This is a genomic window from Nonomuraea thailandensis, from assembly GCF_024172165.1.
Lineage (GTDB): Bacteria > Actinomycetota > Actinomycetes > Streptosporangiales > Streptosporangiaceae > Nonomuraea > Nonomuraea thailandensis.
The window spans coordinates 2,606,591-2,626,874 of sequence record NZ_JAMZEB010000002.1 but is presented as its reverse complement, the minus strand read 5'-3'; the positions used below and the strand labels follow the sequence as shown (position 1 = coordinate 2,626,874).

The window sequence follows — 20,284 nt, the reverse complement described above, 5'->3', positions numbered from 1 at the left end:
GCGGCAGCCTGACGCCGCTCGTCAGCCGGGATCGTGGGCGAGGGGCCCGGACAAACCCCTCGCCACCAGGCCGAGCAGCGCGTCCGCGGCCTTGCCGAGCAGGGCGAGCAGCAGGATCGACAGCAGCAGGATGTCCGTCCTGCCGGTGTTCTGGCTGTCGATCAGCAGGAAGCCGAGCCCCATGGACGAGGCGATCAGCTCGGCCGCGACCAGGAACAGCCAGCCCTGGGCGAGGCCGAGCCGCAGCCCGGCGAGGACGGCGGGCGCCGCGTACGGGAGCTGGATGCGCAGGAGCAGGCCCACCCCGCGCAACCCGTAGGCGCGGCCGGCCTCGACCAGGTGGGGGTCCACGTGGGCCAGCGCCGAGGCGAGCGTGGTGTAGACGGGGAAGAACGCGCCGATCGCCACCAGGACGATCTTCGGGGCCTCGGCGATGCCCAGCCAGAGCACCAGCAGCGGCACCCACGCCAGCGACGGCACCGCGCGCAGGGCCGCGACGCTCGGCGCGAGCAGGGCCCTGACCGGCGCGTACAGGCCGACCGCCGCGCCCAGCACCAGGCCCGCGGCGGCGCCGGCGGCGAAGCCCAGCAGGACGCGCTGCCCGCTGATCGCCACGTGCTGCCACAGCTCGCCGCGCCGGGCCAGCTCCGCCACCGCCGCCAGGACGGCCGAGGGCGCGGGGAGCTGCGCCGCGGTGAACACGCCCGTGGTGGCGGCGACCTGCCAGGCGGCCAGCACGACCAGCGGCACCACCAGCCCCACGGCGATCCGCCCTGGATGCCCGAGAGGCCCGAAGAGCCCCAGGCGCCGCCCCCCAAGTCCCGGCCGCCGCCACTCCAGGCGCCCCGGCCGCGACGAGCGACGCCCGTCCGCGGGCGGCCGCCCGGCGCCGGCCGGCCGGGAGGCGGGGCCGCCGGCACTCCCGGTCACGAAGACGCCTGCGCCTTCTCCGCGAAGCGGGGCTCGAACAGCGAGTCCAGCGCGGCGCGCGCCTCCTGCTCCGAGCGCACCTGGCTCTCCCGGACGAGGGTCGGCAGGATGCGCTCCAGCACCGCGCGCTGCTCGGCGCCGGGGACAGGGCTGATCGCCGTCTCCGTCCGCTCCTTGAGCACCACGGCGGCGACCTCGGGCGCGAGCTTGGCCTCGGCCGCCAGCAGCCGGACCGCCTCGTCGGGGTGCGCGGCCACCCACGCGCGGGCCCGTTCGTAGGCGTCGATCACCTTCTGCGCGAGGTCCGGCTGCTCGGCGAGGAAGGCCTCGCGGGCGTTGAGGAAGCCGTAGGAGTTGAAGGCCGGATTGCGGTAGACGAGCTTGGAGCCGGCGTCCACCTGGCTCTGCGCCATCAACGGGTCGAGCCCCGCCCAGGCGTCGACGTCGCCGCGTTCGAGCGCCGTCCTGCCGTCGGCGTGCTGCAGGTTGACGACCTCGACGTCCGTGCCGCCGAGCCCCGCCTCCTCCAGCGCCTGGAGCAGGAAGAAGTACGGGTCGGTGCCCTTGGTGGCGGCGACCTTCCTGCCCTTGAGCTGCTCGACCCCGGTGACGGACGAGCCCTTGGCCACGACGAGCGCCGTCCACTCGGGTCTGGTGTAGACGCCGATCGTCCTGATCGGGGTGCCGTTGGCGCGGGCCTGCAGCGCGGCGGCGCCGGCCGTGGAGCCGACGTCGATGGTCTCGGCGCGCAGGTTCTCGTTGGCCTTGTTGCTGCCCGCCGACAGCACCCAGGTGACCTTGGTGCCCTTGAGCTCGTCCTCCAGCCAGCGCTGGTCGCGGATGACCAGGCTGAGGGGGTTGTAGTAGGCGTAGTCGAGCCGCAGCTCCCCCGGCGCGGGCGGGGCGGCTCCGCTCTCCCCCTGCACGCAGCCGGTGGCCAGGCCGGCGAGCAGGACGGAGGTGAGCAGCAGGCGACGGTGGATCATGGCGCTTCCTTCACGGGGCTGCCTCTTCGGCAGGGACGGGCCTGGGTACGCCGAGCCGCTCCAGCAGGTCGGCGCGGAGCGAGGCGAGCTCGGGGTGCGCGCGGTCACGCGGCCGGGGATGCGGCACGTCGAGCACGGTCACGACGGTGGCGCCCGCGTGCGGCGGCCTGCTGCCGAGCAGGACCACCCGGTCCGCCAGGTGCAGGGCCTCGTCCACGTCGTGGGTGACGAGCAGGACGGTGGTCCCGGCGGCGCGCTGCACGTCTGCCAGCAGGTCCTGCATGCGCAGCCGGGTGAGGGCGTCCAGCGCGGCGAACGGCTCGTCGAGCAGCAGCACGCCGGGCCGGCGGGCCAGTGCCCTGGCCAGCGCCGCGCGCTGGGCCATGCCGCCGGACACCTGGCGCGGCCGGTGCCCGTGGAAGCCTGCCAGGCCGACGACCTCCAGCCAGTGCCGGACGACGCGTTCGCCGTCCGCCCGGGCGGTCCTCCTCGGCAGGCCGAGGGCCACGTTCCCGGCCAGGTCGCGCCAGGGCAGCAGGCGCGGCTCCTGGAAGACCACGGCGCAGCGCTCGTCGATCCCCCGGACGGCGTGCCCGTCCACCAGCGCCTCGCCGGCGGCCGGGGCTTCGAGCCCGGCCACCAGCCGCAGCAGGGTCGACTTCCCGCAGCCCGAGGGGCCGAGGATGGCGACGATCTCGCCCGGTGGGATGTCCAGCTCGATGTCCCGCAGCACGGCGTGACCGTTGCCGAAGGTGTGGCCGAGGCCGCGCAACCCCACCCCTGCCGCACGTGCCGGCATGCGCCTCTCTCCCTTAAATCGATATTCCCTACAGGATGTGCATGATTTTGGCATGCCGGTCGCGGTTTGTGAAGGTAGCCATTACATGTAAACCCTGTAGGTAATGTTGACTTTGTGGAAACGTCGCCGTAGCTTCGTGGGCATGATCCTGGGACGTGCGTCCGAGGCCGTGACCTCACCCTTGGCCGCCGTTCGCGACGCCGTTCGCGACGCCGGCCGCCCCTCCGGCGGACCGGCCTCCCCCGCCCGGCGCCGGCGCCCCGCGATCCGCAGGGTCGTGGTGCGCGTGCTCGCCGGGGCCGCGCTCCTCGGCCTGTGGCAGCTCGCCGCCGCCGCGGCGGCCAGCCCCTCCTTCATCCCCTCCCCCGGCGCCGTGTGGGAGCAGCTCCTGCTGCTGTCCACGACGCACGACGGCATCCGCGGCTACAGCGGCAGCCTGCTGGTCGAGCACCTGGGGGTCAGCCTGCGGCGCATCCTCGCCGGCTCGGCCATCGGCGTGGCCGGCGGGCTGGTGGCGGGCGTCGTGCTCGGCACGGTGCCGTGGATCCGCGTCGTGGCCGAGCCGGTGGTCACGTTCGTGCGGGCGCTGCCGCCGCTGGCGTACTTCAGCCTGCTCATCATCTGGTTCGGCATCGACGAGACGCCCAAGCTGTGGCTGCTGGCGATCGCGGCGCTGCCGCCGGTCGCGGTGGCCACCGCCGCTGCCGTGCACGGCGCTCCGGCCGACCTGGTCGAGGCGGCCAGGGCGCTGGGCGCCTCACGGCGCGACGTCATCCGGGACGTGGTGCTGCCCAGCGCGCTGCCGGAGATCTTCACCGGCGTGCGCCTGGCCGTCGGCATCGCGTACTCGTCGGTGGTCGCCGCGGAGACGGTCAACGGCGTGCCCGGCATCGGCGGCATGGTGCGGGACGCCCAGCGTTACCTGCAGACCGACGTCGTGGTGCTGGGGCTGCTGGCCATCGGCCTGTCAGGCCTGCTCATCGACGCTCTCCTGCGAGTCGCGGAGAAACGGCTCATCCCCTGGCGGGGCCGCTCGTGACCCGCCGCACGTCCCTCATGAGGAAACCGCCATGCGTCTGAGATTCCTGCTGTCCTTCGTGCTGATCGCGGTCCTGGCCGCGTGCGGTGACGGCACCGCGTCCCGGGGAGGCGGTGGCGGCGCGGAGGCCAAGCGCCTCCGCCTGGCCTACCAGGCCTTTCCCAGCGGTGACCTGATCGTCAAGAACAGGAGGTGGCTGGAGGAGGCGCTGCCCGGCTACCGGATCCAGTGGACGAAGTTCGACTCCGGCGCCAGCATCAACACCGCCTTCGTGGCCGGCAGCGTGGACATCGCCGCCATCGGGTCCAGCCCCGTCGCCCGCGGGCTGTCGGCACCGCTGAACATCCCGTACCAGGTGGCGTTCGTGCTCGACGTGGCCGGCGACAACGAGGCGCTGGTCGTCAGGAACGACAGCGGCGTGTCGGCGATCGAGGGCCTGCGCGGCAAGAAGGTCGCCACGTCGTTCGCCTCGACCGCCCACTACAGCCTGCTGGCCGCGCTCGACCGGGCGGGGGTGCGCGAGTCGGAGCTGACCATCGTCGACCTCGAACCGCAGGACATCCTCGCCTCCTGGACGCGCGGCGACATCGACGCCGCCTACACCTGGCTGCCCACGCTGAAGGAGCTGAAGAAGAACGGCAAGGTCCTGATCGCCAGCCGCGAGCTGGCGACGGCCGGCAAGCCCACGCTGGACCTCGGGGTGGTGTCCACCGCGTTCCTCAAGGCGCACCCGGAGGCGGTGGACGCCTGGCGCAAGGCCGAGGCGAGGGCCCTGCAGCTCATCGCCGGCGACCGCGCCGCGGCCGCCGCGGCGGTGGCCGCCGAGCTCAACCTGACCGAGGAGGACGCCGCCGACCAGCTCGGCCAGGGCGTCTTCCTCAAGCCCGCCGACCTGGCCTCCGCCGAATGGCTCGGCACGCCCGAGCGGCCCGGCGCGCTGGCCGAGAACCTCGTCAGCGCCGCGCAGTTCCTCAAGGACCTGCAGAAGATCGAGGCTGTGCCCGACCTGGCGACCGTCCGCGGCGCCATCTACAACCAGGGCCTGCCCGATGTCCTCGCCCCCTGAGGCCGCCGTCCGCGTGGAGGAGGTCGTGCACGCGTACGGGACGGGCTCCGACGCCGTGACCGCGCTGGGACCGATCTCGCTCGACGTGCCGCGGGGCTCGTTCCTCGTGATCGTCGGCGCGTCCGGGTGCGGCAAGAGCACGCTGCTGCGCCTGATCGCGGGCTTCGAGCGGGCCACCGCCGGCGTCGTACGGACCGCCGGCGCCCCGCCGTCGCCCGGCACCGGCGCCGGGATCGTGTTCCAGCAGCCCCGGCTGTTCCCCTGGAAGAGCGTGGGCGGCAACGTGGAGCTGGCCCTGCGCTACGCCGGCGTCCCCCGCGGCGAGCGCGCCCGCCGGGTGCCCGAGCTGCTGGAACGGGTCGGCCTGCACGACGTCGCCCACCGCCGGACCTGGCAGCTGTCCGGAGGCCAGCAGCAACGGGTCTCCATCGCCAGGGCGCTGGCGGGCGACGACCCGCTGCTGCTGCTGGACGAGCCGTTCGCGGCGCTGGACGCGCTCACCCGCGAGCGGCTGCAGGAGGACCTGCGCCGGGTGAGCGAGCGGACCGGCCGCACCTCCGTGTTCGTCACCCACAGCGTCGAGGAGGCGGTCTTCCTCGGCAGCCGCGTGGTGGTGCTCACCAAGAGGCCCGGCCGCGTCGCCCTCGACCTCGACCTCCCGCTGCCCCGTACCGGCCTGGAGCCGCTCCGCGCCCTGCCCGAGTACGCGGCCCTGCGCGCCACCGTCAGCCACGCCGTCCGTGACGCCGCCGGCTGAGCGGCCGGACCCCTCGAAGAACAGGAGCGACATGTCCCCGCTGACCGCCACCAAGCTCGCGCTGCACCCGCTCGGGCCGCACTTCGGCGCCCGCGTCGAAGGGCTGGACCTGGCCACCGCCACCGACGAGGACCTGGCCGAGGTACGGGCCGCCCTCGTCGCCAGGAAGGTGCTCTTCTTCTCCGGGCAGACCCTCGACGAGGACGGCCAGGTCGCCCTGGGCCGCCGCCTCGGCGAGCTGACCGCCTCCCACCCCGTCGTCGGCGGCGTGGACGAGGCCCACCCGGAGATCTACGCGCTCGACAGCGCCGACAACGGCTTCGCCGACGTCTGGCACACCGACGTCACGTTCATGCCGCGCCCGCCGCTCGGCTCGATCCTGCGCGCCGTGGTCCTGCCGCCCACCGGCGGTGACACGAGCTGGGCGGACAGCCAGCTCGCCTACGACTCCCTGGCGGCGCCGGTCAGGGAGCTGACCGACCAGCTCACCGCGGTGCACGACGGCAACCGCGAGTTCGGCTACTACCTGGCGCAGCGGCGCGGCGGCAAGGGCAGCGTCTGGGACGGCGAGGTCGTCACCCGGCTGGACCCCGTGGAGCACCCCGTCGTACGCGTCCACCCCGAGACCGGGCGCAAGGGCCTGTTCGTCAACCCCGGCTTCACCTCCCACATCGTCGGCGTCTCGGAGGCCGAGAGCCGCCACCTCCTCGACCTGTTCTACGCCCACCTCACCAAGCCGGAGCACATCGTCCGCCACCGCTGGAGCCTCGGCGACGTGGCCATGTGGGACAACCGCAGCACGGCCCACTACGCCAACCGCGACTACGGCACCGCGCACCGGGTCATGCACCGCATCACCCTGCGCGGCGACCGCCCGTCCGGGCCGTCGTCCGGGCCGTCGTCCGGCCGGAGCGGCTCCCTGCCGGCCGCGGGGTGATCGACGGGCACCCGCGCCCCGCCGGCCCTCCCGCGACCGGGTCACCTCAGCCGGCCTCGATCAGCCCGCGCCGGTAGGCGCGGACGAGCCGGCGCGGGACGAGCAGCTCCCGCCCGCCGACCGTGATCGGCACGAGGTCCGGGACGGCGGCCTTCCACCGGCTGCGGCGATGCCGGGTGTTGCTGCGCGAGGTCCTGCGCTTGGGGACGGCCATGGCTACCAGCTCGCCTTCGTGATGCCGGGCAGCTCGCCGCGGTGCGCCATCTCGCGGAAGCGCACCCGGGAGAGCCCGAACTTGGTCAGATGCCCGCGGGGCCGGCCGTCCACCGAGTCGCGGTTGCGTACGCGGGTGGCGCTGGCGTCGCGCGGCTGGCGGGCCAGCTCCCGCATCGCGTCCGCCCGCTCCTGCGGCGTTCCGGTGCGGACGAGCTCCTTCAGCTCGGCGCGCCGTTCCGCGTAGCGGGCGACGACGGCCCTGCGGCGCTCGTTGGCGGCGATCTTGCTCTTCTTCGCCATCAGATCCTCTCTCCCCGGGCCCGGATGCGCGCGACGGCCCGCTCGATGCCGATCTTGTCGATCGTCCTGATCGCGCGGGCGCTGAGCGTGAGCCTGACGAAGCGGCCCTCGCTCGGCAGCCAGTAACGGCGCTGGTGGATGTTGGGGTTCCAGCGGCGCCGGGTGCGGCGGTGGGAATGGGAGACGTTGTTGCCGAAGACCGGCTTGACGCCGGTGAGCTGGCAGTGCGCGGACATCAGGTCCTTCCGTGGCGGTGCTCGGCGTGGGACGGGTGGGTGCCGCTCATCGCTCCTCCCTGAACAGGACGTGCCTGCGGACGGTCGGGTCGTACTTGCGCAGGGTGAGCCGGTCGGGGTCGTTCCGCCGGTTCTTGGTGGTCACGTAGGTGTAGCCGGTGCCGGCCGTGGACTTGAGTTTGATCACGGGTCGCACCTCGTTTCTTGCCAAGGGAGTTCCTCTCTGGTTGCGGAGCTGTGCCATGATAACGAAAACGATTATCATCACAACAACTGGAGGTTCGTTGGCCACCCCCGTCGTCCTCGTCGCCGGCCTGCACGCCACGGCCCGTACCGCGACCGTCGAACGGCTCCTGGCCGGGCACCCCGGCTCGGTCGCCGTCCACCACGACCTCGGCGAGGTCACCCGAGGCCTCGTCCGGCGCACCGTCCGCGACGCCGCACGCGTGCTGGACACGGCCGACGTGCGCCTGGCCCACGGCTGCGTCACCTGCACCGTGCGCGAGGACCTCCTTCCCCGGCTCGTCACGCTCGCGCCCGGCGCGACGCTGCTCGTCGTCGATCTGTGGGACGCCGTCGAGCCCCGCTCGGTGGCCGAGGCCGTCGACTGTGACGAGGCACGAGAGATCCTGCGGCTCACCGCCGTCCTCACGGCTCTGGACGCCCAGGCCATGCCGGACGACATCACCCGCGGCGAGCCCCTCACCGCGGTCGGCAGGCCCGCCGCGGACGGCGACCAGCGCTACCTGGCCGAGGTGCTCGCCCGGCAGCTCGAATACGCCACCGGCCTGGTCCTGGACGGCGGCGACGAAGGCGACCGGGAGCTGTCCCGCGCCGTCCTCGCCCACCTCGCCCCCGTCACCCCGATCCACACCGCCGGCTCCCTCCCCCCGGTCACCGGCGCCACCGTGTGCACCGCGGAACTGGCCGAACGCGTGGACCCGGCCACCGCCCGGCTCCCCTGCGACGCGCGGACCGACGAGATCGTCACCACGGTCTGGCGCAGCCGCCGGCCCCTGCACCCCGCCCGCCTCTTCGAGGCCGTCGACGAGCTGGTCTTCGAGTCCGTGCGCTCGCGCGGCCGGTTCTGGCTGGCCACCCGCCCCGGGCAGCTCCTGGCCTGGGACGCCGTCGCCGGCATCGTCTCGGCCGAGGACGCCGGCCCCTGGCTGGCCGCCCTGCCCGAAGCCGCCTGGGACCTGGTCTCCCCGGCCCGCCGCCTGGCCGCCTCCCTCGACTGGGCGGCCCCGTACGGCGACCGCGTCCAGCACCTGGTCTTCACCGGCCCCGACCTCGACACCGCCCGCTTCCACGCCCTGCTCGACTCCTGCCTGCTCACCGAGCAGGAGGAGGCGGCCGGCCCGGACGCCTGGGCCCGCTACGACGACCCGTTCGCGCCCATCCTCACCCTCAAGGAGAACGCATGAAGCCCCGCCGCGCCCCGCGCAGGAAGCCGAACCCGCTGCAGAACGTCGGCCTCGTCGACTACAAGGACACCGCCCTGCTGCGCAAGTTCATCTCCGACCGCGGCAAGATCCGCAGCCGCCGCGTCACCGGCGTCACCGTCCAGCAGCAACGCCAGATCGCCAGGGCCGTCAAGACCGCCCGCGAGATGGCCCTGCTCCCCTACGCCTCCCGCCCCAGCGCATGACCGCGCCCCGCGTCGTCACAACTGCGCGATCGCGGCCCTCAGGAAGTGGTCGCGCCGGCGTGTGGCGTACGGGCTGTAGCACTGGGCCGGCGTGTTGAGAGCCGCTACGGCGTCCCAGTAGGGGACGTCGCCGGCCCGCGTGCCACGGGCCCGCTCCCAGCCCTCCAGCACCAGGCCGGGGGCGTCGTCGTCGTAGCTGATCGCCACCTGTTTGCGCAGCTCGCCGAGGTCCACACCAGGATTTCCGACGCCGGCGGTCTTCCAGTCGATCAGGCCGCGGATCCGGCCGCCGGCGACCACCGTGTTGCCGGGCCACACATCGCCGTGCACGAGGACGACCGGCCCGCCCGGGCCCTTGGCCGCCCGCACGCGTTCGTCGGCCAGGTGGAGCAGTGCGGTGGTCGGCGCCCTCCCCTCTCGCCGATCCCGGGCGAAGTCGTCGACCGCGATGGGGCGGGGCCGGAACGGGAGCTGCGGTCGCGGGCCGGGAGTGACGGCGTGGACCCGGGCGATCGCGGCGCCCGCCGCCAGGAGCAGGCCGGTGTCAGGTGCGGCGGGCCAGGCGCTCGTCCCGGGCACGACGGTCTCCAAGCTCACCGGCGTCTCCGCCGTACGGCCGTCGGGATCGGCCGCGAGCAGGCGGGGAGCCGGCAGGCCGTGCTCCTCGGCGACGGCGAGCGCCGCCGCGTTCGTCGCGATCATCTCGGGCCCGATCCGGCTGCTCGGGCACCGAAGGACCGCCGAGAACGCCGACCCGCCGGGGGCCGTCAGGTCGATCCACCACGGGCTTTCCCCGCCGTGCAGGGAACGCACGGCGCTGACCGCCATCCGGCCACCGAGCTGTCTCTCGAGCCACGCGCGCAGCGGCTCGGTGAGACCTGGACCGCGCTGCCTACCCATCCCGCACTGGACGAATGTGATCCACATGGGACGAGCTGTCAAGAGGCGGGCAGCGACGAGGGCGTCTCCGTTCCTCGCGGGTCGGGGGCGCCCGGAGCCGTCGATCCGGCGCCAGAGGGTTCCGGGGTCGATGCCGGATGCCGCCTGGCCGGCCTGATCACCGCACGCAGGGACGGCCGCCGGACGCTGTACGCGGTGGAGGACTCCCACGTGATCACGCTGATCCGCCAGATCTTCGATCACATCGCGCCCGACGGAAGCCTGGCACCCGATCCTCCCCGCCGGCCGCGCCCTCGGGGTCCGCGAGTTGCCCGATGGCGGTCCTGGAGGGTTCCGAGGCACCCTCGACGCAGCGGGCCGGCCGGTGGTCCCTGAGGGGGCGGTCGGGGAGCATGAGCTCGTCCGGCCGCTGACGCTGCTGATGCGCCACGGTCGTCCTTCCGCCCTACCCCGCCCCGGGCGGAGGCCAGCGGTCGACCGTCCGGGTCTCCGCCGCCGCGCGCAGCCTGATCCGCCGCCGGGTCTTCCGGTTGACGGGATCGGGGGACGGCCGGGTCGCTCAGGCGGGGCGGCCGCGGGATGCGAGGCGGTCGGCGAGTGCGAGGACGAGGTCGCGCAGTTCGCCGGGGCGTTCGATGACGAACGGCCGGTCGAGTGCGGCGAGCACCGCGGGCAGCCAGTCGAGCCGTTCGACCCGTAGCTCGACCCGGAACCAGCGCTCGTCCTCCGGGCTCGGCTCCACGGCGGTCTCCTCCTCAAGGGTGGCGACGGCGGCGGGCAGGTGGGTGCGGATCTGCCCGGCCGTCCCGTGGATCCGCAAGGTCACCTCGTGCCGGTAGGACGCTGCGGCGAAGCCTGACAGGACGCGCTGCGCCGGGTCCGGCCCGGCGGGCGCCTCGAACGAGCCCGGCAGGGCGCGGGCGTCCGCGACGCGGTCGAGGCGGAAGGTCCGGTTCTCGCCGGCGCCGGGGTCCTCGCCGGTGACGTACCAGCGGCCCGCGTGGCTGACGATCCCGTACGGGTGCAGCGTGCGGTCGCTGCGCCGGCCGGCGCGGTCGGTGTACCGGATCGAGACGGGCCGGTGGTGGCGGACCGCGTCGGCGATCGTGAGGAGGGTCGCGGCGTCCGGAGCGGCGGGCTCCCTGGACGGCCCGGTGAAGGCGAGGGATTGCAGGAGCGCGTCCAGCCTGGGGACGAGCCGCCCGGGGAGCACCCGGCGGATCTTCGCGGCGGCCGTCTCGCCGGCGGCGCCCGCCAGGGGCCGGTGGGCGAGCAGCCCGAGCAGTACGGCGAGAGCCTCGTCGTCGTCCAGCATGAGCGGCGGCAGCCGGTAGCCGCGGGCGAGGCGGTATCCGCCGTAGCGGCCCCGTACCGACTCGACCGGTATGCCGAGGTCGATGAGCTGGCCGACGTACCGCCGCACGGTGCGGCCGTCGACGCCGAGCCGGTCGGCGAGCTCGGCCATCGTCCGGATGCCGGCCGACTGCAGCAACTCCAGGAGGGTGAGCACGCGACCGGCCGGCGGGGACATGGGTTCGAGTCTACGGCCGATACTGGACCGAAACTGTCCAGTATCGGCCGTATCGTGCGGGGGCGCCGAAGGCTTCACGACTCGAAAGGGAACGCCATGGACTTCGTATCGATCCGCATCATCACCGGTGACGTCGCCCGCCTCGTCGGCTTCTACGAGAAGGCCACCGGGACGCCCGCCGACTGGTCGACCGAGGACTTCGCCGAGATCAGGACCTCCACCGCCACGCTGGCGATCGCCGGCGCCCGCACCGTGCCGCTGTTCGCCCCGGGGTCGTCGCGCCCGGCCGACAACCACAGCGTGATCGTCGAGTTCCTGGTCGACGACGTGGACCAGGTGCGTGAGAACCTGGCCGGCTTCGTCACCGGCTTCGTCGCCGAGCCCACCACGATGCCCTGGGGCAACCGGTCGCTGCTGTTCCGCGACCCCGACGGCAATCTCGTCAACGTCTTCACCCCGGTGACCCCCGCCGCCATCGCCCGGATACGCGGATGAGAACTTCTGTCCCCACATAGTGTACGTTTGTTCTTATGGGGACGTCCGGCAGGCAAGGACCGGCAGGCGCCGAGGGGCGGCGGGCGCGGCGGCACGATCCGCAGCGCAGGACGCGCATCCTGGACGCCGCGCTGGAGGTGCTGGTCGCCGACGGGGTGGCCGGCATCACGCACCGCAAGGTGGCCGCCCGCGCGGACGTGCCGCTGGGCTCGGTCACCTACCACTTCGCGAGCCTGGCCGACCTGCTGGCTCAGGCGTTCGCCTGGTATGTCGGACAACGAACGGCCGAGTACGAGGCCCTCTTCACGGAGGTGGCGACGCGTGCGGACCTGATCGAGATCCTGGTGGACCTCGTCCAGGCAGGGCCGTCCCGGCACCGCGGCGCCGTGCTCGGCTTCGAGCTGCATCTGGCGGCGCTGCGCGACCCCGCGCTGCGCGCGCTGACGCACGAGTGGACGCGGGCCAGCCGCGCCGTGCTGGCCCGCCTCACCGGGCCGGAGACCGCCGCCCGCCTGGACGCCCTGCTGGAAGGCATGATCATGCACGCGCTGCTGTCGACGGAACGGGAGCCGCGCGAGGAGACGAGGGCGGCCATCGCGCAGACCCTCGGCCCGGCCGCCGTCGGACCGGGAGCCTGAATCCCGCACACCCGGCACACCCTGGAAGGAGAGAACACCATGCCGACCGGCACACCCGTGATCCAGGTCAGTGACGCCGAGCTGAACGATCTCCGCGCCCGGCTGCGCGCCACGAGATGGGCCGAGCCCTGGCCGGTGGACGACTGGGAGGCGGGCACCGACGTCAAGGAACTGCGCCGCCTGGTCGCGTACTGGGCCTCCGGCTACGACTGGCGTACGCACGAGGCCGCCGTCAACGCCCTGCCCTCCCACCACGCCGACCTCGGCGGCACCCCCGTGCACTACCTCCGCTACGACGGCGAGCACCCGCACGCGCTGCCCATCGTGATCACCCACGGCTGGCCCAGCTCCGTCCTGGAGCTCACCGCCCTCGCCGAGCGGCTGGCCGCCCCCTCCCGGTACGGCGGCCGGCCGGAGGACTCCTTCACCGTGATCGTCCCCTCACTGCCGGGCTTCGCCTTCTCCCCGCAGCGGCCCACGCTCGCCGGAGCCGAACAGACCCACGACCTCTGGCACCTGCTGATGCACGACGAGCTCGGCTTCCGCCGCTACGCGGCACACGGCGGAGACCTGGGCGCCGGCGTCACCTCACGGCTGGCCGAGGCCCACCCCGAGGCCGTCGTCGGCATCCACCTGCTCGCCGCCGCGGCCCCGGCCGGGTACGACCCGGCCGGGCTCACCCCCGAGGAGGAGACCTACCTCGCCTCCCTGGCGGACTGGCAGGCGGAGGAGGGCGGTTACATGCACCAGCAGAACACCCGCCCGCTCACTCTCGCCGCCGGCCTGGCCGACTCGCCCGCGGGCCTGCTGGCCTGGATGGTGGAGAAGTACCGCGCGTGGAGCGACAGCGGGGGGAACCTGTCGTCGCGCTTCAGCGACGACTTCGTGCTCACCCAGGCCTCCCTCTACTGGTTCACGGGCACGATCTCCACCTCGTTCCGGCCCTACTACGAGTACGCGCACCGCCTGACCCGGCGGGTGCGGCGGGTGGAGGTCCCCACGGCCCTGGCCCTGTTCCCCGCCGACCTGAGCCGGCCGCCACGGAGCTGGGCCGAGCGCACCTACAACCTCACGCGCTACACCCGCATGCCCCGGGGCGGGCACTTCGCCGCGCACGAGGAGCCGGAGCTGCTCGCCCAGGACATCACCGCGTTCTTCCACGGCGGCGCGTAGGTCTCGGGCCGCCGTCCGGCCGCCGTCCGCGGGGACGATGGCGCCGGGGACGCGGGGGGACGAAGAGGGCGGGGTCGGAGGCGGGGTCGACGATCGCGCCGGGCCGCATGGGGCACCCGGTCATGGCAGGACGCGGCGGCTCCTGCTCGGCGTCAGCAGTCGCAACCGCAGCCGTCGCAGCCGCAGCCGTCCTCTCCCGGGCAGCACGAGGTGCAGTTGCTGCAGTTGCCGCAGCAGTCGAAGCCGGAGCAGTCGAAGCGCTCGCAGCAGGAGCTCTCCCGGTCCTCGTCCCAGGCGGGCCGGTACAGGCCGCACGTGCAGCAGGTCAGTGCGGCGCACGCCATCGACAGCAGCCCGCCGGGATCCTGCTTGCGCGGCCGCTTCCGCGGCGGCGCGCCGGGATCACCGGGCGGGTGACCGGTGCCGGGCGGGTGACCGGTGCCGGGCGGATGGCCGGCGGTGGGCGGGTTGCCGGCGGTGGGCGGGTTGCCGGCGGTGGCGAAGGCGCGGGAGACGGCGTTGCCGGTCTCGCGGACCAGCAGGGCCCGTGTCAGGGCGGGGCGGGGCAGGTCCAGCTCGTCCACGGCGGCGCGCAGCTCCGCGCGCGCGGCGTCGCAGTGGCGGCGCGCCTCGTCCAGGCCGGTGCCGGTGGCGGCCAGCGGGTTGTACGCCCCGGACGCCCGGTCGCCGTCCAGGTCCTCCACCGCGTCGATCAGGTGCGCCAGCCTGCCGAATCCGCGACCGGCCGCCTCCAGGGCCTCCCGGTTGTGCGGCTTGCCGGCGAGCACCGCCGTGTGCCCGAACGCGGCGGCCACGGCGTCCTCGGTGGGCTCCGTCAGCTCTCGTAACCCGGTGGATCTCCCCGCGCGTTCCAGGAGGGCCTGGCGGCCGGCCGCCGCCGTCAGCGGGGCGGGGTCGAAGCCCAGCGTGCCCGCCGTGGCCGTGCCGGCCGAGGACCAGCGGCCCGCCAGGCGGGTGGCGCCGGCGGCCACCGGGCGCCGGGCGTACACACCGTCCCCGTCCGCGACGTGGTCGTTCACCTTCCCGGCGGCCAGGAGCAGCGACACCGAGGCCGCCAGCCGTACCCCCTCGGACTCCGCCACGGTGGCGCCCTTGAAGCCGCGCAGCGCGCACGGGCCCACCTTGCGGTGCGACGTGGACGCCGGCGACTGGGCCTCGGTGAGGACGGACACGAGCAGCCCGTCGTAGTTGGTCACCAGGCGGGACAGGTGGCCGTGCTCCCCACGGAGCGCCAGGCAGAGCCCGCACAGGTGCCCCATCCAGTCCGCGTAGAGCCCCTTGCACAGGACGTGCCGACACGGGCGGACAATGCCGAACATACGTCCCCTTATGTGCGCAGTACCGGGCCAACCGTAGCACCAGGTGGCCGGCGCCCCGCCTCCTACCGGGGACAGAGGGCGGGTATCCCTGAGGGCGGATGCGCGGGGCGCCGGCCGTTCCTACGATGTGGTGATGACTCCCCGCTGGCTGTTACCCGCCGGCCTCGGGCTGCTCGTGCTGCTGGTCGGGCTCACGTGGGCGCAGACGAGCACGCGCGGCTGCGACTGCGCGTGGCCTGCCGCCACGGCCTGGTCCCTGGCCGGAGGGGCCGCCTTCGTCGCCGCCTGTCTCGTCATCGTGCGTACGGCGCCGCGCCGCCCCGCCGAGGTCGCCGGCCTCCTGGCTCCCGCCGCCATCGCCGCGCTCACGGCGCTCGCCGTCAACAGCATCGGCTGGTTCATCCTGGTTCTCCACATGGGGCTCGTCGCGCTGACCCTGCGGCTGTGGCCGGGCGTCGTCATGTGGCTCGCCTCGCTCGCCGTGGTGGGCGCGGCGGCGTTCACCACGCCGGACCCCGGCTGGCCGAACTGGCTGGCCGCCGTGACGCTGGTCTTCTGGGGCGGCTGGGCCGTGCGTTACCGCCTCGCGGTGGGCGAGCGGCTGCACCGGGCGGAGAGCGCCGCCACCGCCGCCACCGCCCTGGCGGAGCGGCAGCGGCTCGCCGCCGACCTGCACGACATCGTCGCCCACACCCTCGCCGTGACGGTGCTGCACCTGGGCGGCGTACGCCTGGCGCTCGCACACGACCCCAAGGAGGCGGCGGCGGGCATCGCCGAGGCGGAGCGCCTGGCCAGGCAGAGCATGGCGGAGCTGCGCAAGGTGGTCCGCGTGCTCGCCGAGGAAGGCCCCGACCCCGCCGTGGTCGCCCCGCAGCCGACCGCCCCCCGGCTGCCCGAGCTCTTCGAGGAGTACCGGACGGCGGGGCTGGAGCTGGACTCCAACGTCGAGGGCGACCTGCCGTCGGTGGGCCCGACGAGCGGGATGGTGCTCTACCGGCTGGTGCAGGAGGCCCTGGCCAACGCCACCCGCCACGCTCCACGGCGCTCCGTCGAGGTCCGGCTGCGCATCTCGGAGGAGGGCGCCGTGCTGGTCACGGTCTCCAACCCGCTGCCCGGCCGCCCGTCCCGGCACAATGGCGGCATGGGACTTCGCGCCATGGCCGACCGCGTGCGCATGGTCGGCGGCCACGTCACCGCCGGCCCCGAGGACGACCGGTGGGTCGTGCGGGCGGAGCTGCCGGCATGATCTCGGTGGTGCTGGTCGACGACCAGGAGCTGGCCAGGGCGGGGCTGCGCACCATCCTGCGCCGGCCGTACGGGTTCGACGTGGTCGGCGAGGCGGCCGACGGCCGGGCGGCGCTGGCGGAGGTCGCGCGCGTCCGTCCCGACGCCGTGGTCATGGACATCCGCATGCCGCGGATGGACGGCGTCGAGGCCACGCGTGCCCTGCTGGCCGCGGATCCGGCCGCCCGCGTCCTGGTGCTGACCACGTTCGGCGAGGACGGCGTGCTGGCGGCGGCGCTGCGGGCCGGCGCGTCCGGGTTCTGCCTCAAGGACGCCCCGGCCGAGGACATCCAGCGGGCCGTCCGCGCGGTGGCGGGGGGTGACGGCTGGCTGGATCCCGCCGTCTGCGGGCGGGTCCTGCGGCGTTACCGTACGGACCCGGTGACCGATCCCGGCGCGGTCCGGCGGCTCGGCGAGCTCACCTCCCGCGAGCTCGACGTGCTCAGGCTCATCGGCCGGGGGCTCAGCAACGCCGAGATCGCCCGCCGGCTCGTCATCGGCGAGGGCACGATCAAGACCCACGTCGGCCGGATCTTCACCAAGCTGGCCGTGCGCGACCGGGCCGCGGCCGTCGTCTTCGCCTTCGACCACGGCGTGGTCCGCCCCGGGGAGCCGCCGCCTATGCCTGAGGGCTGACGTCAGGTTCCGCCCCTGGCCAGACGACGGGCGGGCAGGTCGTCGGCGACCGTGAAGGCATGCTTCTCCGGACCCCCCGCCTCCAGGACGCCACCGCTCCCCCGCTCCCGCCGCTCGCCTGGCGGGCCACCGGCTCCGTCGCGGCCGCCGTCGTGCTCACCCTGCTCCTGCTGAGCCCGTGGTACGGCTACCACCGCGACGAGCTGTACTTCCGGCTGCTCGGCCAGACCCCCTCCTGGGGGTACTTCGACCAGCCTCCGCTGACCCCGCTGCTGGCCCGGCTGTCCACGGAGCTGTTCGGGGACACCATCGTCGGCCTGCGGGTCGTGCCCGCCCTGTGCGCGGGGGCGCTGATCCTGCTCGGCGCCGCGATCACGCGGGAGCTCGGCGGGCGCCGCGACGCGCAGACGCTCGCCGCCGCCGGGCTCGGCACCGGGATGTTCCCCCTGCTCGCCGGGCACACCCTGCTGACGCAGTCGGCCGACTTCGTGTTCTGGACGGCCTGCATCCTGTGCGTGCTGCGCGCCCTGCTGCGCGGCGACGGACGCTGGTGGCTGGCGGCCGGGGCCGTCGCGGGCGCCGCCACGTTCAACAAGCACCTCATCCTGCTGCTGCTCACGGGGCTGGCCACCGGCCTGCTCGTCACCGCCGGCCTGGCGGTGAAGGGGCCGCGCGCCGTCTTCGCCGACAGGTGGCTCTGGTCAGGGGCGGTCCTGGCGGCCGTGCTCGCGTCGCCGAACGTGGTCTACCAGGCCGTCAACGGCTGGCCCCAGCTCACCATGGCCGCCACGCTCAGCGAGCCGATCAACCGGATCATGTTCGTGCCCATGCTGGTGGCGCTGCTCAGCACGGGAGCGTTCGTGATCGCCGTCGCCGGGTGGTCGTGGCTGCGCCGGCGGCAGGAGACCCGGCCGATGGCGATCGCGGTCCTGGTGACGATCCTGCTCGGCTGGGCGTCGGGCGGGCGGGCGGACTACGTCGCGGGAAGCCTGATCTTCGCCTTCGTGGCCGGCTGCGTGCCCGCCGCCGCGTGGATGCGGGCCCGCCGCGCCCGGCTCCGGCTGGTGTGGTGGGGGCTGCTCGGCACCTCGGTCATCGGGATCGCGGTGGCGCTGCCGCTGCTCCCGCTGCCCGCGCTCGGCTCCTCGCCCAACGAGGTGTCCAGGGAGTCGGTGGGCTGGCCGCAGTTCGCCGCCCAGGTGGCCGGGGTGCACCGGGCGCTGCCGCCGGGAACGATCGTGATCACCTCGAACTATGGCGAGGCGGGTGCACTGAACCGGTTCGCGCCGGGCATCCCCGTCTACAGCGGGCACAACGAGCTGTGGCGCCAGGGGCCGCCGCCGCGGACGGCGCGGACGGTGGTCGCCGTGGGGCTGCCGCCCGAGCGGCTGCGGCCGCGCTTCACCACCTGCGAGTCCGCCGGGGTCGTCGATCACGGCACCGGAGTCGCGAACGAGGAGCAGGGCCTGCCCATCACGGTCTGCTCGGGACCGCGAACCCCGTGGACGAGCGCCTGGGCCGACTTCCGGCACGCGAGTTGAGGAGCGATCATGAGCACCGTTCTGGTCATCACGCCGACCTACAACGAACGCGACAACCTGCCCGGCGTCGTCGCCAGGATCCGCGCGGCCGTGCCCGCCGCCTGCGTCCTCGTCGTGGACGACAACAGCCCCGACGGAACGGGCCTGGTCGCGGACGGGCTCGACGGCGTGCACGTGCTGCACCGGGAGCGCAAGCAGGGGCTGGGCGCGGCGTACCTGGCGGGCTTCCGGTGGGGGCTGGAGCGCGGCTTCGACCTGCTGGTGGAGATCGACGCCGACGGCTCGCACCCGCCCGAGCGGCTGCCCGCCATGCTGGAGGCGGCGGAGCGGGCCGACCTCGTCATCGGCTCCCGCTGGGCTCCCGGCGGCCGCGTGGCGAACTGGCCGCGCAGGCGGGAGCTGCTCTCGCGGCTGGCCAACGGCTACGTACGGCGGGCGCTGCGCCTCGGCGTCGCCGACGCCACGGGAGGGTTCCGCGTGTACCGGGCCGCCGCGCTCGAACGGCTCCTGCTCGGCGGGGTGGAGTCGCGGGGGTACTGCTTCCAGGTGGATCTCACGCTGCGGGCCGTACGTCAGGGGTGCGCGGTGGCGGAGGTGCCGATCACCTTCGTGGACCGTACGAGCGGGGCGAGCAAGATGAGCGCCGGCGTGCTGTTCGAGGCGCTGTGGCGGGTGACCGTCTGGGCCTGGTCGCCGCGGCGGCGGCCCGGCGGCCGGGCCGCGCCGACGGCTGACGAACCTTCTCTCCCGCCACGGACAGGTGGAATGTCCTTGACGTGAGGAAGGTTGAACAAGCACATGAAGAAGATCGGTTTCCTGAGCTTCGGACATTGGTCGTCATCGCCGTACTCGAAGGCGCGCAGCGCGTCCGACACCCTGTTGCAGTCGATCGAGCTGGCGGTGGCCGCCGAGGAGCTCGGCGCCGACGGCGCCTACTTCCGCGTCCACCACTTCGCCCAGCAGCTCGCGAGCCCGTTCCCGCTGCTGGCGGCCGTCGGCGCGCGGACGAGCCGGATCGAGATCGGCACAGGCGTGATCGACATGCGCTACGAGAACCCCCTCTACATGGCCGAGGACGCCGGCGCGGCCGACCTCATCGCGGGCGGGCGGCTCCAGCTCGGCATCAGCCGGGGATCACCCGAGCAGGTGATCGACGGCTGGCGCTACTTCGGCCACGAGCCGGCCGAGGGCGAGACCGAGGCCGACATGGCGCGCAGGCACGCCGAGGTCTTCCTCAAGGTGCTGGAGGGTGAGGGGTTCGCCCAGCCGAACCCGCGCCCGATGTTCCCCAACCCGCCGGGATTGCTGCGTCTCGAACCGCACTCGCCGGGGCTGCGGCAGCGGATCTGGTGGGGCTCCAGCTCGAACGCCACCGCGAAGTGGGCCGCCGGGCTGGGCATGCACCTGATGAGCTCCACGCTCAAGGACGACGAGAACGGCAAGCCGTTCCACGTGCAGCAGGCCGAGCAGATCGCGGCCTACCGGCAGGCGTGGAAGGAGGCGGGTCACGAGGGCGAGCCGCGGGTGTCGGTGAGCCGCTCGATCATGCCGCTCGTCAACGAGACGGACCGCGCGTACTTCGGTCACGAGCGCGCCAGCTCCGACCAGATCGGCTTCATCGACGCCACCACCAGAGCCGTCTTCGGGCGCACGTACGCCGCCGAGCCCGACGTGCTCGTCAAGGAGCTGGCCGCCGACGAGGCGATCGCCGCGGCCGACACGCTCCTGCTGACGGTGCCCAGCCAGCTCGGCGTGGACTACAACGCCCACCTGCTCTCCTCGGTGCTGACCCACGTCGCCCCGGCGCTCGGCTGGCGCTGACGCGCGCG

At 74.0% G+C, this 20,284-nt stretch carries 24 protein-coding genes; 14 read left to right on the top strand and 10 right to left on the bottom strand.

What is annotated here, in order from left to right:
* Positions 1-21 precede the first annotated feature (21 nt).
* From HD597_RS65825 to HD597_RS16040, 3 genes are read right to left on the bottom strand one after another with little or no spacing between them, the layout of a single operon-like run.
* A complete protein-coding gene (locus HD597_RS65825) occupies positions 22-930 on the bottom strand; it encodes an ABC transporter permease (protein WP_253743003.1) in 909 nt (302 codons plus the stop codon).
* Entirely contained in the window at positions 927-1,916 is a 990-nt protein-coding gene (locus tag HD597_RS16045; RefSeq protein WP_253743002.1) for an aliphatic sulfonate ABC transporter substrate-binding protein, read from the bottom strand. Before HD597_RS16045 ends, HD597_RS65825 begins: the two co-directional genes overlap by 4 nt.
* A gap of 10 nt (positions 1,917-1,926) precedes the next feature.
* Positions 1,927-2,715 carry an ABC transporter ATP-binding protein gene (locus HD597_RS16040; protein WP_253743001.1) on the bottom strand — a complete coding sequence of 263 codons (789 nt, stop codon included), beginning with the start codon at positions 2,713-2,715 and terminating at the stop codon, positions 1,927-1,929.
* Between the two features lie 142 nt (positions 2,716-2,857).
* Here HD597_RS16040 and HD597_RS16035 point away from each other — a divergent pair, with 142 nt between their 5' ends.
* The 4 genes from HD597_RS16035 to HD597_RS16020 are packed head-to-tail and all read left to right on the top strand — an operon-like array spanning position 2,858 to position 6,514.
* On the top strand, positions 2,858-3,754 hold the full coding sequence (locus tag HD597_RS16035; RefSeq protein WP_253743000.1) for an ABC transporter permease: 897 nt from the start codon (positions 2,858-2,860) through the stop codon (positions 3,752-3,754).
* 31 nt (positions 3,755-3,785) lie between these two features.
* Positions 3,786-4,820: a taurine ABC transporter substrate-binding protein gene (locus HD597_RS16030; protein WP_253742999.1), complete on the top strand. Its 1,035-nt coding sequence runs from the start codon at positions 3,786-3,788 to the stop codon at positions 4,818-4,820.
* Entirely contained in the window at positions 4,804-5,577 is a 774-nt protein-coding gene (locus tag HD597_RS16025; protein ID WP_253742998.1) for an ABC transporter ATP-binding protein, read from the top strand. The genes HD597_RS16030 and HD597_RS16025 overlap by 17 nt, the downstream gene beginning before the upstream one ends.
* A 31-nt stretch (positions 5,578-5,608) precedes the next feature.
* Positions 5,609-6,514: a TauD/TfdA dioxygenase family protein gene (locus HD597_RS16020; protein WP_253742997.1), complete on the top strand. Its 906-nt coding sequence runs from the start codon at positions 5,609-5,611 to the stop codon at positions 6,512-6,514.
* Positions 6,515-6,560: 46 nt separating this feature from the next.
* Here HD597_RS16020 and rpmF read toward each other — a convergent pair whose 3' ends face one another.
* The 4 genes from rpmF to rpmG are packed head-to-tail and all read right to left on the bottom strand — an operon-like array spanning position 6,561 to position 7,477.
* On the bottom strand, positions 6,561-6,728 hold the full coding sequence (gene rpmF, locus HD597_RS16015) for a 50S ribosomal protein L32 (RefSeq protein ID WP_253742996.1): 168 nt from the start codon (positions 6,726-6,728) through the stop codon (positions 6,561-6,563).
* A gap of 2 nt (positions 6,729-6,730) precedes the next feature.
* On the bottom strand, positions 6,731-7,030 hold the full coding sequence (rpsN, locus tag HD597_RS16010; protein ID WP_253742995.1) for a 30S ribosomal protein S14: 300 nt from the start codon (positions 7,028-7,030) through the stop codon (positions 6,731-6,733).
* Positions 7,030-7,266 (bottom strand): 50S ribosomal protein L28, encoded by a 237-nt coding sequence (gene rpmB / locus HD597_RS16005; protein WP_253742994.1) that lies wholly within the window; start codon positions 7,264-7,266, stop codon positions 7,030-7,032. The genes rpsN and rpmB overlap by 1 nt, the downstream gene beginning before the upstream one ends.
* Positions 7,267-7,312: 46 nt before the next feature.
* Positions 7,313-7,477, bottom strand: coding sequence for a 50S ribosomal protein L33 (rpmG, locus tag HD597_RS16000; RefSeq protein ID WP_253742993.1), 165 nt, complete (start codon positions 7,475-7,477; stop codon positions 7,313-7,315).
* Between the two features lie 73 nt (positions 7,478-7,550).
* Here rpmG and HD597_RS15995 point away from each other — a divergent pair, with 73 nt between their 5' ends.
* Positions 7,551-8,693: a CobW family GTP-binding protein gene (locus HD597_RS15995; protein WP_253742992.1), complete on the top strand. Its 1,143-nt coding sequence runs from the start codon at positions 7,551-7,553 to the stop codon at positions 8,691-8,693.
* Positions 8,690-8,917 (top strand): 30S ribosomal protein S18, encoded by a 228-nt coding sequence (gene rpsR, locus HD597_RS15990; protein WP_253742991.1) that lies wholly within the window; start codon positions 8,690-8,692, stop codon positions 8,915-8,917. Before HD597_RS15995 ends, rpsR begins: the two co-directional genes overlap by 4 nt.
* Positions 8,918-8,932: 15 nt before the next feature.
* Here the strand turns inward: rpsR and HD597_RS15985 are convergent, their stop codons facing one another.
* Positions 8,933-9,817 carry a phosphotransferase family protein gene (locus tag HD597_RS15985; protein WP_253742990.1) on the bottom strand — a complete coding sequence of 295 codons (885 nt, stop codon included), beginning with the start codon at positions 9,815-9,817 and terminating at the stop codon, positions 8,933-8,935.
* Positions 9,818-10,376: 559 nt separating this feature from the next.
* Positions 10,377-11,348 (bottom strand): helix-turn-helix transcriptional regulator, encoded by a 972-nt coding sequence (locus HD597_RS15980; RefSeq protein WP_253742989.1) that lies wholly within the window; start codon positions 11,346-11,348, stop codon positions 10,377-10,379.
* A gap of 96 nt (positions 11,349-11,444) precedes the next feature.
* On the opposite strand from HD597_RS15980, the gene HD597_RS15975 reads away from it, so the two are divergent.
* The 3 genes from HD597_RS15975 to HD597_RS15965 are packed head-to-tail and all read left to right on the top strand — an operon-like array spanning position 11,445 to position 13,654.
* Entirely contained in the window at positions 11,445-11,843 is a 399-nt protein-coding gene (locus tag HD597_RS15975; protein WP_253742988.1) for a VOC family protein, read from the top strand.
* Between the two features lie 35 nt (positions 11,844-11,878).
* The gene (locus tag HD597_RS15970; protein ID WP_253742987.1) at positions 11,879-12,481 is read left to right on the top strand and encodes a TetR/AcrR family transcriptional regulator; all 603 of its coding nucleotides are present in this window, start codon (positions 11,879-11,881) and stop codon (positions 12,479-12,481) included.
* 39 nt (positions 12,482-12,520) lie between these two features.
* Positions 12,521-13,654, top strand: coding sequence for an epoxide hydrolase family protein (locus HD597_RS15965; protein WP_253742986.1), 1,134 nt, complete (start codon positions 12,521-12,523; stop codon positions 13,652-13,654).
* A 152-nt stretch (positions 13,655-13,806) separates the two neighbouring features.
* On the opposite strand, the gene HD597_RS15960 is transcribed toward HD597_RS15965, so the two are convergent.
* Positions 13,807-14,994, bottom strand: coding sequence for a DUF5685 family protein (locus tag HD597_RS15960; RefSeq protein WP_253742985.1), 1,188 nt, complete (start codon positions 14,992-14,994; stop codon positions 13,807-13,809).
* Positions 14,995-15,127: 133 nt separating this feature from the next.
* Between HD597_RS15960 and HD597_RS15955 the strand changes: the two genes are divergently transcribed.
* The 5 genes from HD597_RS15955 to HD597_RS15935 are packed head-to-tail and all read left to right on the top strand — an operon-like array spanning position 15,128 to position 20,276.
* Complete coding sequence (locus HD597_RS15955) at positions 15,128-16,240, top strand: sensor histidine kinase (protein WP_253742984.1); 1,113 nt, start codon at positions 15,128-15,130, stop codon at positions 16,238-16,240.
* Positions 16,237-16,914, top strand: a complete 678-nt coding sequence (locus HD597_RS15950; RefSeq protein ID WP_253742983.1) for a response regulator — start codon at positions 16,237-16,239, stop codon at positions 16,912-16,914. The genes HD597_RS15955 and HD597_RS15950 overlap by 4 nt, the downstream gene beginning before the upstream one ends.
* A 59-nt stretch (positions 16,915-16,973) precedes the next feature.
* Complete coding sequence (locus tag HD597_RS15945; protein ID WP_253742982.1) at positions 16,974-18,455, top strand: ArnT family glycosyltransferase; 1,482 nt, start codon at positions 16,974-16,976, stop codon at positions 18,453-18,455.
* A 9-nt stretch (positions 18,456-18,464) separates the two neighbouring features.
* On the top strand, positions 18,465-19,235 hold the full coding sequence (locus HD597_RS15940) for a polyprenol monophosphomannose synthase (protein ID WP_253742981.1): 771 nt from the start codon (positions 18,465-18,467) through the stop codon (positions 19,233-19,235).
* 18 nt (positions 19,236-19,253) lie between these two features.
* Complete coding sequence (locus HD597_RS15935; protein WP_253742980.1) at positions 19,254-20,276, top strand: LLM class flavin-dependent oxidoreductase; 1,023 nt, start codon at positions 19,254-19,256, stop codon at positions 20,274-20,276.
* The last annotated feature ends 8 nt before the right edge of the window (positions 20,277-20,284 follow it).